Below are 12,215 nucleotides of genomic sequence, written 5' to 3'. Positions count from 1 at the left end.
TCCTCCGCGCTCTCGGCGTCCGCCGCCGCACGCCCCACCTCCCTCCTGCCGCCGAGCGCTGAGTTGTTCCTCGGCGGTCCCGGCGTCCGTGGGCCGGCGACGGTAGCGTGCACGGGTGATCTCCTGGCGTGACGGTGTGGTGAGGGCGGTGCCCGGCTCTTGCGCCGCCCCCGCCGCCCTCGAGGTGCCCCCCGCCCGGGCGGCCGGGGCCCGTCCCTCCGTGCGGCCCCTCGCCTCCCCCGGCCTGGTCGGTGAGCCCGGGGTCGGGGCCCGCGTGCCGCTCCCCGTCTCCGCCCTCGTCCGCGGGCTCGGCCCTGGCGGTTCCGCGATGTTCGTCGCACTGCCCGCCCGCCTGCCCGCCGATCCGACGCCGGGTCCCGGCCACGTCGTCAAGGCCCGCTACACGCCGCTGCAGCCGATGCTCCTCGGCGTGGACGAGCAGGAGTCGCCCTGGCACGAGCGGATGCGCGAGGCCGACGACCTCGGCGGCCTCGCCGTCGTCGTCGCCGACCTGCACTCCGCCCTGCCCGCCGTCCTCGCAGGGGTGCGCGCCACCGGGGGTGAGCGCAGGGTTGCCTACGTGATGACCGACGGCGGGGCGCTGCCGCTGGCCTTCTCCCGCTCCGTCGCGCAGCTGCGCGAGGCGGGCTGGCTGACGGCGACGATCACGGCCGGGCAGGCCTTCGGCGGGGACCACGAGGCCGTCAACGTCCACACCGCGCTGCTCGCGGCACGACACGTCGTGGGCGCCGACGTCGTCGTCGTCACGCAGGGGCCGGGCAACCTCGGGACCGGAACGCGGTGGGGCTTCTCCGGCGTCGCGGCCGGCGAGGCCGTCAACGCCGCGGCGGTGCTCGGCGGTCGCCCGGTGGCGGCGCTGCGCGTCTCGGAGGCCGACCCGCGCGACCGGCACCGTGGCGTCTCTCACCACTCGACCACCGCCTACGGGCGGGTGGCGCTGCGCCCGGCCGACGTCGTCGTGCCCGTCGCCGACGGCCCGCTCTGGTCGCGGGTGCGCGAGCAGGCGGCCACCCTGTGCGAGCCGGTCGGCCTCCACCGGCTCGTCGAGGTGCCGGTGGCGGGGCTGCGGGAGGCGCTCGAGGACTCCCCCGTCCGGCTGTCGACGATGGGCCGCGGGCTCGACGAGGACGAGGCCGCCTTCGTCGCCTCCGCGGCGGCCGGCGCCCACGCCGCGACGCTCACCGCCTGACCGGCGCAGCCGGGACCCCCGGCCGGGGCTCCTCGGGGGCGGTCAGCCGGGCTGGTCCGACTCGTGGAGCTGGACGAGCGCGGCGAGGCGGCCGACCTCGCGGCGGGCGTACTCCCCGTCGGCCGACTGGATCGCCATGACCGGCAGCGTCGTGCCGTCGGACAGGTCGAGCTGCGCCCAGGCGCTGTTCACCCCGAAGCGCACCTCGACGACCTGCTCCCACTCCAGGCGGCGGACCTTGATGAAGTTGCGGACGGTGAGGCCGTCGTCGTCGGGGACGGCGCGGACGGCCGCCTGCCGGAAGCACAGCCACGCGAGCACGACGGCGGTGGCCAGGATCCCGATGACGTCGGCACCCGACATGTCGAGGTCGTTGACGGCCATGACCGCGAAGAGCACGGGTGGCCCGAGCACGGTGAGGACGAAGAGGACCGAGGCCACCCACCGCGCCGCCCGGGGGCGGAACGGGCGCAGCAGCTCGGCCGAGAGGTTCACAGCCGCGAGGCGTGGATGGTGGTGACGATGATCGCCCGCGCACCGACCTCGTACAGCTCGTCCATGACGCGGTTGGCGTCCTCGCGCAGGACCATGGCTCGCACCGCGCGCCAGTTGCCGTCGTGCAGCGGGGAGACCGTGGGCGACTCGAGGCCGGGGGTGAGCGCGACGGCCTTCTCCACGTGCTCGACCGGCACGTCGTAGTCCATGAGGACGTAGCGGCGCGCGACGAGCACGCCCTGCAGGCGGCGGTCGAGGACGGCGACGGCGGCGTCGGCGGGACGGCTCGCGGGACGGATGAGCACGGCCTCGGACTGGAGGATCGGGTCGCCGAAGACCTCGAGCCCGGCCGCGCGCAGCGTGGAGCCGGTCTCGACGACGTCCGCGACGGCGTCGGCGATGCCGAGCTGGACCGAGGACTCCACGGCGCCGTCGAGGTGGACGACGCTCGCCTCGATGCCGCGCTCGGCGAGGTAGTTGCCCACGAGGACGTCGTAGCTCGTCGCCACCCGCGCTCCCGCCAGGTCCGCGACGGAGCGGATCGTGCCGGCGGGCGCCGCGAAGCGGAAGGTGGACCGGGCGAAGCCGAGCGGCCGGTGCTCGACTGCGGAGGTGCCGGAGTCGAGGAGGAGGTCGCGGCCGGTGATGCCGACGTCCACGGTGCCGGTGCCGACGTAGACGGCGATGTCGCGGGGACGCAGGAAGAAGAACTCGACCCCGTTGGCGGGGTCGGGCAGGACGAGCTCGCGGTCGCGGCGGCGGCGGTAGCCGGCCTCGGCGAGCATCTGGGTGGCGGGCTCGGACAGCGAGCCCTTGTTCGGGACGGCGATGCGCAGCACGGGGATATGTCTCCGGGTCGGGTCGGTCAGAGCTTGCGGTAGACGTCCTCGAGGCTGATGCCGCGAGCGACCATCATGACCTGGACGTGGTAGAGCAGCTGGGAGATCTCCAGGGCCGTGGCGTCCTCGCCCTCGTACTCCGCGGCCATCCACACCTCGGCCGCCTCCTCGACGATCTTCTTGCCGATCGCATGGACGCCGGCGTCCAGCTGGGCGACGGTCCCGGAGTTCTCGGGCCGGGTGTCCGCCTTGTGCTTGAGCTCGGCATACAGGTCGTCGAAGGTCTTCACGCCCCTCAGGATAGGCCCCCGCCGCGGCGCGCCCGGGACGGCGTCCACGCTCAGCCGAGCGCCCGGACGGCGTCGGCGGCGTCGACCTCGCCCTCGAGCAGGCCCTGCTCGGCCATGAACGTGATCATCGCCTCCCAGCGCGCGGGGTCGCTCGCGCCGGTGGCGCTGCCGTACAGCGGGACGGTCGCCTCGACGGTGGCGATCGCGGCCTCGCGCGCGGCGGGGTCGGCCAGGCCGGGGACGTGCTCGGCGGCGATCTCGACGGCGGCGGCCGGGTCCTCGACGACGTCCCGGACCCCGCGCATGGTGGCCTCGACGACGGCGGCGGTTGCGCCGTCGTCGGCAATGTCCTCGTGGGCGCCGATGCCGATCCCGACGAGTGGGACGTCACCGAGCGGGATCGTGCGCACGTCGACGCCCGCCTGCGCGAACCGGACGGCGTCGTTGTTGGCGAAGCCCATGACGGAGTCGACGTGGCCGGCGCTGAGCGCGGCCTGCTGGGTGTAGCCGATGTGCTCGACGGTGACATCGTCCTCGCTCAGCCCGGCGTCGCTGAGGAGGGCGAGGAGGCCGAAGTACGTCTCACCGAAGGGGCCGGGGATGCCGACGGAGTGGCCGGCGAGGTCCGCGGCGGTGGTGATGTCGGAGTCGGCGGGCACGATGAGGACGACGGGGTACTCCTCGTAGAGCGTCGCGACGTTCACCACCGGGACGCCGGCCGAGCGTGCCTGGAGCATCTCGTCCCCGCCGGCGACGACGAGGTCCTCCTCCCCCGCCTCGAGCGCGCCGAGGAGCGACTCGGAGGCGCCGTGGTGGCGCAGGGTGACGTCGACGCCCGCGTCCTCGTAGTAGCCGCGCTCCTCGGCGACGTAGAAGGGCGCGAACTGGACGTCGGGCGTGTAGGTGAGACCGATGACGAGCTCGTCGGCGCCGGTGCTGGGCGCCTCGGGCGTCTGCGGCTCGGCGCAGGCGGCGAGGGCCAGGGTGGCGGCGGTGAGCGCGAGGGCGGTGCGGCGGCGGTTCACGGGGTGCTCCTGAGGGCGGGGCGAGCGGCGCGGCGGGTGCCGAACCGGGTGCGGACGGTGGGGCGGTCGTCGACGGCGAGGCGCTCGACGACGCGCAGGGCGGCGTACATGACGACGGCGAGGAGGGCGAGGACGGCGAGGGTCGCGAAGAGGCCGGTGGTGTCGGCGGAGTTGGACTGGACCGACAGGACCATCCCCAGGCCGCCGCCGCCCATGACGAACTCCCCGACGACGGCGCCGGTCACCGAGAGGGTGAAGCCGTTGCGCAGGCCGGTGAGCAGGCTGGGCAGGGACATCGGGACCTCGATGTGGCGCAGCATCGTCCAGCCGTGGGCGCCGTCGAGGCGGGCGGCGTCGACGACCTCGAGGTCCAGGGTGCGCAGGCCGAGGATCGTCGCGAGAAGGATCGGGAAGAAGACGAGCAGGGCGCAGAGCAGGACGATCGGCAGCAGCCCGTACCCGACCCAGATGACGAGGAGCGGGGCGAGCGCGACCGCGGGCAGAGCCTGGGAAGCCGCGACGTAGGGCTGCAGGCCGGCGGCCGCCCACCGGTTGCGGGCGATGAGGTAGCCGAGCGGGAAGGCGACGGCGGCGCCGAGGACGCTGCCGAGCAGGGCCTCCACGAAGGTGATCCATGTGTAGGAGAGGAGGTGGCCCGCGGTGAGCTCGGTCCACAGCCGCGCGGCGACGGCGCTGGGCGCGGGGAGGAAGAACGGGGAGACGGCGCCGGTGCGGGTGACCGCCTCCCACACGAGGAGGACGAGGACGCCGAGGACGAGCGGCGTGAGCCACACGACGCGGCGGGCGCGACGGTGGGCGGCGAGCGTGCGCGCGAGCGGTGCCTGCTCCATGTCGTCCTTCCCCGGTTCACTGACGGTGTGATCCGGGGTCGACGAACGCGCGAGCGTCCGCGGCGCCCTGCCGACGGGTCGGCAAACGCGCCCGTGCATCCTCCCATCCGGACTTTCACCGTCGGTCCTGGAGTTCCACCAGGTCAACCACCTCGGAAGGTGGGTCGCGGACTGTCACCGCCGGTTCGGAATCTCACCGACCCCGGAGCACGTTCTTGCAGCATCAAGCATGCCACAGGCGGATTTGTTCCCGGGCGCTTTGTTCCCGGGCGCAGGCGGGGCATGTGCCACAAGCGGGGCGCTCGACGGTGCGACACGCGGGCGACACGCCGATGGCGGACCGTTCGCGGAGCCGGTTGTGGCACACGCTGCAGGGCCGGGCCGTGGCCGTGCCATGGCGGCCGGGCGGGTCGCGGCGGGCGTCGCCGGAACGGGCGGCGGCTACCGGCGGCGGACGGTGGCTACCCGCCGCTGAGGAGAGGGGTGGCGACTACCCGTCACTCAGCGGGCGGCTGCTGCGAGCTCGCGCAGCGCCGTGACCTCGGCGTTCGGGTCCTCGGCGCCGTAGACGGCCGAGCCGGCGACGAAGGTGTCCGCACCGGCGCGGGCGGCGGTCGCGATGGTGTCGCGCGAGATGCCGCCGTCGACCTGGAGCCAGATGTCCCGGCCAGAGGCGTCGATCGCCTGCCGGGCGGCGGCGATCTTGCTGACGGTCGACTCGAGGAATCGCTGGCCACCGAAGCCGGGCTCGACGGTCATGACGAGGAGCATGTCGAGCTCCTCGAGGTAGTCGAGGTACGGCGCGATGTCCGTCGTCGGCCGGACGGCGATGGCCGCGCGGGCGCCGGCGGCGCGGATCTCGCGGGCGAGCCGGATCGGGGCCACCGAGGCCTCGGCGTGGAAGGTGACCGACGCGCAGCCTGCCTCGGCGTACCCGCGCGCCCAGCGGTCCGCGTCCTCGATCATGAGGTGCGCGTCCACCGGGACGGGGCTCGCCGCGACGATCCGCTCGACCACCGGCAGTCCCACCGTGAGGTTGGGGACGAAGTGGTTGTCCATGACGTCCACGTGCACGAGGTCGGCGCCCGAGATGCGCCCGAGCTCCCCCGTGAGGTCGGCGAAGTCGGCGTTGAGGATGCTGGGAGTGATGCGTACGGCCACGGTCCGAGCCTACCCATGCGGGTGCAGCCGGGCCCTGCTGTCCCGTCGATCGACGTCTGAGCGGCTCTGTCGCGACGACCCACCAACTCTCCAGGGCACGAGCGACGGCGCGGGTCGGATGTCGGTGGTCGCTGGGACGATGTGACCAGGCGCACATCGACGTCGGGAGGGGCCGAACAGTGGCTGCGGAGCAGACCCACATCACGTCCCCTCACGCGAGCGTGGCCCGGCGGCGCGGCTGGTGCGAGGACGTGCGCACTCCGTTCGTCGTCCGCGCCGAATGTCAGTGGTCGCTGAGACGATGTGACCAGCAGCACATCAAGGCCATGTAGGGGGTGAGGACAGTGGTCGGGGAGATCGTCGACGGCGCAGGTTCCTCACCCGGGCGCGGTTTGGGCGCGGGGCTGGCTGCAGACCCCGTGGACGCGCTGACCTCAGTCCTGACGTCGGTATCGGGGCTTGAGGGAACCCGCTGGCACGAGGTCGACGGTCACCGCCTGCATGAAGCGCTGGGGCTGGTGGAGCAGATCGAGCGGCGTCTGGGCGGGGTCCGTTCGGCGCAGCTGGCGACGATCGAGGCGAACGGGCTGTGGGCGTTGGACGGTCAGCGGACCTTCGCCGCGTGGCTGCGGACGCAGACCGACGCCACTGCCCAGAGCGCCGCGCGGCAGGTGCGTCACGCCCGCGCGCTGCGTGACCTGCTGCCCCTGTCGCGGGCGGCGCTGACGCAGGGGCGGATCAGCGAGGAGCACGTCGGTGTCCTGGTGCGCGGGGCGATCACGACGAACCGGCTACGGATCCAGCTGTCCGACGACCAGGCCGGTGAGGCCTTCCTGGTCGACCAGGCCCAGGCGATGGATGCCGGGTCCTTCGCCAAGCTCGTGAGCCACTGGGCGATCGCATCGGATCCGGAGGCCGCGGACCGGGCCTGGCGCGAGGACGGCGCCAAGGAACAGCTGACCCTCTCGCGCACGATGGACGGCTACCACCTCAACGGCTGGCTCGACGAGCTCTCCGGACAGACCGTGGACACCGCGCTACGGGCGCACATGGGCCGCAAGGCCAAGGGTGATGAGCGCACCCCCGCCCAACGGCGGGCCGCGGCACTGACGTCGCTGGCGCGGCAGTCACTTGATGCCGGTGAGCAGGGCAAGGGCGCCCGTATCCGGCCCCACGTCACGGTGACCGCCGACATCGAGACGCTGCGCGCCCTGGCTGGGGCCACGGGATCCCCGAAACCGCCGGTCACCGCGAGCGGGCGGGAGCACGAGCCGGGCGGTGAGCTCGGCTTCTGGGAAGAGGCCCTGTTCACCGCACCCGGCGGGCCGCGGGATCCTGACCGGCCCGAGGGCGACCCGTTCACGCTCTCCCCGGAGGCGCAGGCGTGGATGGACGCGTGGCAGCCGGGTGACACCCACGTCATCTCCACCGCCATCGACCCGAGGGCGATGACCGGGGCGCAGCCGGCGACCCTGGAGGACGGAACCCCGGTCCCGCCGGCCATGCTGGCAAGGCTGGTGTGCGAGTCGAGCCTGTCCCGGGTGGTGTTCGGGCCGGACTCCACCGTGCTGGACGTGGGGCGTGAGCAGCGGATCTTCCCGGCCCACATGGTCCGGGCGATCACGGCCCGGGACAAGAAGTGCCAGTACCCCGACTGTGACCAGCCGCCCGGGGTCGGGGAGATCCACCACTCGATCCAGTGGTACCGCGACGGCGGAGCGACCTGCGTGGAGCACGGGATCCTGCTGTGCTGGCACCACCACGACTGGGTCCACGCCTACGGCATCACCATCGTCCGCGCCGCCGGCCGCTGGTACTTCTACACCCGCCACGGCCAGCTCATCACCGCCAAGCACGAACAGACCTAGAAACCCCAGGGGACAGGTCTGCCCACCGGCCGGTGGGCGAGCGGCCCAGCGCCGCGCAGACCGGGCGCCGCCCGGCGGCGGCCGAGCAGAGGTGCCGACCGAGCGGCCGGCGCCGCGCGGACCGGGCGCTGCCCGGCGGCGACCGAGCAGAGGCGATGGATCGAGCGGCCACGCCGCGAGGCAGGCACGCACGAGGCCGCCCCCTGGTGGAGGGCTCGGTACCCACCGCGGGTGTGCGCCGGGTCAGGCGTCCTTGCGCAGCAGCGAGAGGAACATCGCGTCCGTGCCGTGCAGGTGGGGCCACAGCTGGACGTCGGGACCCTCGCCGAGGTCGGGCACGTCGGTACCTGTCGCCGCGGTCAGCGCCGCGCGGGCGTCGAGGCGGGTGATGTCCTCGCGGCCGCGCAGAACGTCCTCGACGACGGCACTCGTCTCTGCCAGGTGCGGGGAGCACGTGACGTAGGCGACCACTCCCCCGGGCCGCACCGCCTCCAGCGCCGAGTCGAGCAGCTCGCGCTGCAGCGACGTGAGGCCGGGCAGGTCGCTGGGCTGGCGGCGCCAGCGAGACTCGGGACGGCGGCGCAGCGCGCCCAGGCCCGTGCACGGCGCGTCGACGAGCACCCGGTCGTACACGCCCGGCTCCGCCTCGCCGATCTCCCGGCCGTCGCCCGTGCGCACGTCAACGCTCTCGCGGAGCGCGGCCGTGGACTGGCGGACCAGACGGGCACGGTGCGGGGCGACCTCGTTGGCGAGCAGGTGGACCTCACGCTCCGCGGCGACCGCGCCGAGGAGAGCCGACTTGCCGCCCGGTCCGGCGCAGAGGTCGAGCCAGCGGCTCTCCTGCTCACCGTCCGGCCGGGGAAGCACCTCGGCCGCGGCGAGTGCAAGAGCGACGAGCTGGCTGCCCTCGTCCTGGACCCCGGCCAGAGCGTCGCGCACGGCGGGCAGGGAGGCGGGGTCGCCCCCGGCGAGGCGCAGCGCGGTGGGCGCCCAGCTGCCGGGCGTGCCCCGCTCCCCCAACGTCTGCGTCACCTGCTCGGCGAGCTCCTCCGGGGAGACGAGCCCGGGGCGGGCCACAAGCGTCACCGCGGGCGGGGCGTTGTCGGCCCGCAGCAACTCGGCGAGCTCCTCGGCAGGCCGGTCGGCGGCGCGGAGCGAGGAGCGCAGGGCCCGCACCACCCACGCGGGGTGGGACTCGACGGCCGCGAGGTACGCGCCGTCGTCGGGGATCTCCTCGCGCAGCTGGGCGAGCCAGGTGTCGAGGTCCTGGCGCCCGACGGCGCGCAGCACGGCGTTGGCGAAACCGCTCGCGCCGGTGCCGACGCGGGCCCGCACGAGGTTGACCGTCTGGGAGACGGCGGCGTGCGAGGGCACGCGCATGCCGAGGATCTGGTGGGCGCCCATGCGCAGGAGGTCGAGCACGGGCGGGTCGAGCTGGTCGAGGGGCCGGCCGTTGGTGCAGCGCGCGAGGATCGCGTCGTAGCGGCCGCGCAGGCGCAGCGTCCCGTAGACGAGCTCGGTGGCGAAGGCGGCGTCGCGGCCGGTCAGCCCGCGCTCGCGCAGCATCTTGGGCAGCGCGAGGTTGGCGTAGGCGTCGCTCGTCGCGACGGCCTCGAGGGTGTCGGCGGCTGCGGTGCGGGCCTCGTCAGCGGCCTCCCGACGGCGTGGGCCGGTCGGGCGACCCCCGCCGCGGCGGGGACCACGGGAGCCCGGGCGCTGCTCGCTCATGCTGCCTCCCCGCCGAGACGCGCGTCCTCGGGCATCCGGGCGCCGCGCGCCCAGTCGGCCGCGGCCATCCACGAGCGGCCGGCCGGGGCGACCTGCCCGAGCTCGACGGCGCCGCTCCCGGTGCCGACGAGCACCTCCGTCTTCCCCGGGCGCAGCGCCCCGGGGGCCAGGTCGTCGACGTCGGCACGCACCGTGACGCGGCCGAGCTTGAGCCGGGAGCCGTCGGGCGCCGTCGTCCAGGGCCCGGGGGCGGGGGTGGTGCCGCGGACGAGACGGTCCACGGCGACGGCCGGCGCGGCCCAGTCGACCCGCGCGTCGGTGACCTCGAGGCGGGGGCGTGGCTCACGCCGTCGGCGGGTTGCGGGACGGGGACGGCGGTGCCGGACTCGAGTGCGTCGAGGGTGGCGAGGAGGAGGGGGCGCCGGACTCGGCGAGGCGGGCGAGGAGGTCACCGGAGGTGTCGCTCGGGCGGACCGTCTCGGTGAGGGTGCCGAGCACGGGGCCGGTGTCCAGGCCCTCCTCGATGCGGAAGGTCGTGGCGCCGGTGACGTCGTCGCCGGCGATGACGGCGTGCTGGACCGGTGCGGCGCCGCGCCACGCGGGCAGCAGCGAGAAGTGGAGGTTGACCCAGCCGTGGCGGGGGACGTCGAGGAGGGCCGGCGGGATGAGGGCGCCGTAGGCGACGACGGGCGCGGCGTCGACGGCGAGGGCGGCGATCTCCTCCTGGACCTCGGGGTCGCGCAGGGTGCGCGGCGTGAGGGCAGGGATGTCGTGCTCTCGTGCCCACGCCGCCACCGGGCTCGGGTGGAGGGTGCGGCCGCGCCCACGGCGGGCGTCGGGCCGGGTGAGGACGGCGACCACCTCGTGCGCGGAGTCCGCGAGGGCGCGCAGTGACGGGAGGGCGACCTCGGGGGTGCCGGCGAAGAGGAGGCGCATGGGCCAAGAGTCTAGGCGCCCTGCGGGAGCGTCAGACCGGCAGGCCGAGCTCGCGCAGGTCGGCGCGGAGCTGCTCGGCCCCGGTGAAGTGGCGCGCCACGAGGCCCGCGCCGGAGGCGGCGTCGACGTTGCGGAGGGAGTCGTCGGTGAAGACGGTGAGCGGCGGGTCGAGCTTGAAGCGCTGGATGAGGAGGTCGTAGATCGCCGGGTCCGGCTTGGCCACGCCCACCTCGCCGGAGACGAGGACGGCCTCGAGCCGGTCGATGACCGGGGCGGAGCGGGCCGCCTCGTGGAAGTTCTCGGCCGACCAGTTCGTCAGGCCGAGCACCCGGATGTCCGCGGCGATGAGCTCCTCGACGATCTCGGTCGTGCCGGGGACCGGGCCACCGAGCGAGCGGGCGAAGTTCGTCACGTAGTGGTCGAAGTCCGCGGCGCGGTGCGGGTGCGTGCGCTCGAGGGCGGCGCGGGCGTCGGCGAAGCTGCGTCCGGCGTCCTGCTCGTGGTTGAAGCCGGGGAAGTCGATCTCCGCGTGGAAGGCGTCGAACTCCTCGCGGGTCCAGCGCTCGGCGAAGGCCTCGTACGGGTCCCACCTCACGAGCACCTGCCCGAGGTCGAACACGACGGTGGTGATGGGGCCGGTGAGCGGGACGGAGGACTGCATCGCGGATCGCCTTCCTGTAGGGGTCGACTCGACACTAGACGACGGCACCATTCGGCGCGGCGCGGCGCCCGGGGCGAGGATGGAGGCCATGTCGACCGACCGCAGCGCGCCCGCCGCCCCCGCCTCGGCTGCGTGGCGCACCAAGGTGCCGGGCCTCGCGCTGGCCGTCGTGATCGCCCTCGTGGCGACGGCGATCGGCACTGCGGCGCCCGTCATCGGCAGCCCCGTGAGCGGCGTCGTCCTCGGGGTGATCGTCGGCGTCCTCGTCCGACGGCGGGCCGACGCCTCGTCCGTGGCGGCCCTCTCCGCCGGGCTCAAGCTGGCGAGCAAGCTCGTCCTGCAGATCGCCGTCGTCCTCCTCGGGGCGCGGCTGTCGCTGGCGCAGGTCGCGCAGGTGGGTGTCGACTCGCTGCCGGTCATGCTCGGCACGGTGGTCGTCTGCCTCGTCGCGGCCGCCGCCCTGGGCCGGCTGCTCGGCATCGACCGTGAGCTGCGTGTCCTCATCGGGACGGGCACGGCGATCTGCGGAGCCTCGGCGATCGCCGCCGTCACCCCGGTGGTCCGGGCCTCCGGCAGCAACGTCGCCTACGCGCTGTCCACGGTCTTCGCCTTCAACATCGCCGCCGTCCTGCTCTTCCCCCCGCTCGGGCAGCTGCTCGGCATGGACCAGGACGCCTTCGGTCTCTTCGCCGGCACGGCGGTCAACGACACCTCGTCCGTCGTCGCCGCGGCGACGACCTTCGGCTCGGTGGCCGCCGACCACGCGGTGGTCGTCAAGCTCGTGCGGACGCTGCTCATCATCCCGATCGTCATCGGCCTCGCCGTGCTCGTCGCACGGCGCGACCGGCGGGCCGCGGGGGACGACGCCGGAGCCAGGCCCGCGGTGTGGCGTCTCGTGCCGTGGTTCCTCGTCGGCTTCCTGCTGCTCGCGACGCTCAACAGCATCGGACTCGTGCCCGAGTCCTGGCACGACCCGCTCGCGACGGCGGCGACCTTCCTCATCACCGTCGCGCTCACGGCGATCGGCCTGTCGACCGACGTCCCGGCGCTCCGCGCCGCAGGGCTGAAGCCGCTGGCCTTCGGCGGGATCCTCTGGCTGCTCGTCACCCTGAGCGCGCTCGGTCTCATGGCCCTCACCGGCGCCCTCTGAC

11 protein-coding genes, 1 pseudogene and 1 riboswitch are annotated in these 12,215 nt (G+C 74.4%); of the genes and pseudogenes, 3 read left to right on the top strand and 9 right to left on the bottom strand.

The genetic code is table 11. The features are described from left to right. Nucleotides 1-115 precede the first annotated feature (115 nt). Nucleotides 116-1,210 (top strand): DUF3866 family protein, encoded by a 1,095-nt coding sequence (locus ACWPXV_RS01915; RefSeq protein ID WP_454083624.1) that lies wholly within the window; start codon nucleotides 116-118, stop codon nucleotides 1,208-1,210. A 42-nt stretch (nucleotides 1,211-1,252) separates the two neighbouring features. Here the strand turns inward: ACWPXV_RS01915 and ACWPXV_RS01910 are convergent, their stop codons facing one another. The 6 genes from ACWPXV_RS01910 to rpe form a co-directional block, all read right to left on the bottom strand. Then, on the bottom strand, nucleotides 1,253-1,705 hold the full coding sequence (locus ACWPXV_RS01910) for a PH domain-containing protein (protein ID WP_454083623.1): 453 nt from the start codon (nucleotides 1,703-1,705) through the stop codon (nucleotides 1,253-1,255). Further along, nucleotides 1,702-2,544 (bottom strand): ATP phosphoribosyltransferase, encoded by an 843-nt coding sequence (gene hisG / locus ACWPXV_RS01905; protein ID WP_454083622.1) that lies wholly within the window; start codon nucleotides 2,542-2,544, stop codon nucleotides 1,702-1,704. Before hisG ends, ACWPXV_RS01910 begins: the two co-directional genes overlap by 4 nt. 26 nt (nucleotides 2,545-2,570) lie before the next feature. Next, the gene (locus tag ACWPXV_RS01900; protein ID WP_251303076.1) at nucleotides 2,571-2,834 is read right to left on the bottom strand and encodes a phosphoribosyl-ATP diphosphatase; all 264 of its coding nucleotides are present in this window, start codon (nucleotides 2,832-2,834) and stop codon (nucleotides 2,571-2,573) included. A 50-nt stretch (nucleotides 2,835-2,884) separates the two neighbouring features. Then, complete coding sequence (locus ACWPXV_RS01895) at nucleotides 2,885-3,859, bottom strand: ABC transporter substrate-binding protein (protein WP_454083621.1); 975 nt, start codon at nucleotides 3,857-3,859, stop codon at nucleotides 2,885-2,887. Beyond that, nucleotides 3,856-4,710 carry an ABC transporter permease gene (locus tag ACWPXV_RS01890; protein ID WP_454083620.1) on the bottom strand — a complete coding sequence of 285 codons (855 nt, stop codon included), beginning with the start codon at nucleotides 4,708-4,710 and terminating at the stop codon, nucleotides 3,856-3,858. The genes ACWPXV_RS01895 and ACWPXV_RS01890 overlap by 4 nt, the downstream gene beginning before the upstream one ends. Nucleotides 4,711-4,800: 90 nt before the next feature. Then, nucleotides 4,801-4,924, bottom strand: a riboswitch (FMN riboswitch). Nucleotides 4,925-5,211: 287 nt separating this feature from the next. After that, a complete protein-coding gene (gene rpe, locus ACWPXV_RS01885) occupies nucleotides 5,212-5,871 on the bottom strand; it encodes a ribulose-phosphate 3-epimerase (protein WP_454083619.1) in 660 nt (219 codons plus the stop codon). A 518-nt stretch (nucleotides 5,872-6,389) separates the two neighbouring features. On the opposite strand from rpe, the gene ACWPXV_RS01880 reads away from it, so the two are divergent. Beyond that, nucleotides 6,390-7,739 (top strand): DUF222 domain-containing protein, encoded by a 1,350-nt coding sequence (locus ACWPXV_RS01880; RefSeq protein ID WP_454083618.1) that lies wholly within the window; start codon nucleotides 6,390-6,392, stop codon nucleotides 7,737-7,739. 243 nt (nucleotides 7,740-7,982) lie between these two features. Here ACWPXV_RS01880 and ACWPXV_RS01875 read toward each other — a convergent pair whose 3' ends face one another. The 3 genes and pseudogenes from ACWPXV_RS01875 to ACWPXV_RS01865 all read right to left on the bottom strand — a co-directional run bounded on the left by ACWPXV_RS01875 (nucleotide 7,983) and on the right by ACWPXV_RS01865 (nucleotide 11,064). Further along, nucleotides 7,983-9,467 (bottom strand): RsmB/NOP family class I SAM-dependent RNA methyltransferase, encoded by a 1,485-nt coding sequence (locus ACWPXV_RS01875; RefSeq protein WP_454083617.1) that lies wholly within the window; start codon nucleotides 9,465-9,467, stop codon nucleotides 7,983-7,985. After that, nucleotides 9,464-10,403: pseudogene (gene fmt / locus ACWPXV_RS01870) on the bottom strand (methionyl-tRNA formyltransferase). Before fmt ends, ACWPXV_RS01875 begins: the two are co-directional and overlap by 4 nt. 31 nt (nucleotides 10,404-10,434) lie before the next feature. After that, on the bottom strand, nucleotides 10,435-11,064 hold the full coding sequence (locus ACWPXV_RS01865) for an HAD family hydrolase (protein WP_454083616.1): 630 nt from the start codon (nucleotides 11,062-11,064) through the stop codon (nucleotides 10,435-10,437). Between the two features lie 88 nt (nucleotides 11,065-11,152). On the opposite strand from ACWPXV_RS01865, the gene ACWPXV_RS01860 reads away from it, so the two are divergent. Next, nucleotides 11,153-12,214, top strand: coding sequence for a YeiH family protein (locus ACWPXV_RS01860; protein WP_454083615.1), 1,062 nt, complete (start codon nucleotides 11,153-11,155; stop codon nucleotides 12,212-12,214). The last annotated feature ends 1 nt before the right edge of the window (nucleotide 12,215 follow it).

It is taken from the genome of Georgenia sp. Marseille-Q6866, assembly GCF_965111665.1.
The sequence above is the reverse complement of the archived record's forward strand: the minus strand, read 5'-3'. Positions and strand labels throughout refer to the sequence as shown.

Bases quoted from the DNA above. Each gene is read 5' to 3' on its own strand.
- ACWPXV_RS01890 (WP_454083620.1), bottom strand. From the start codon at position 4,710: ATGGAGCAGGCACCGCTCGCGCGCACGCTCGCCGCCCACCGTCGCGCC.
- ACWPXV_RS01875 (WP_454083617.1), bottom strand. From the start codon at position 9,467: ATGAGCGAGCAGCGCCCGGGCTCCCGTGGTCCCCGCCGCGGCGGGGGT.
- ACWPXV_RS01865 (WP_454083616.1), bottom strand. From the start codon at position 11,064: ATGCAGTCCTCCGTCCCGCTCACCGGCCCCATCACCACCGTCGTGTTC.
- ACWPXV_RS01860 (WP_454083615.1), top strand. From the start codon at position 11,153: ATGTCGACCGACCGCAGCGCGCCCGCCGCCCCCGCCTCGGCTGCGTGG.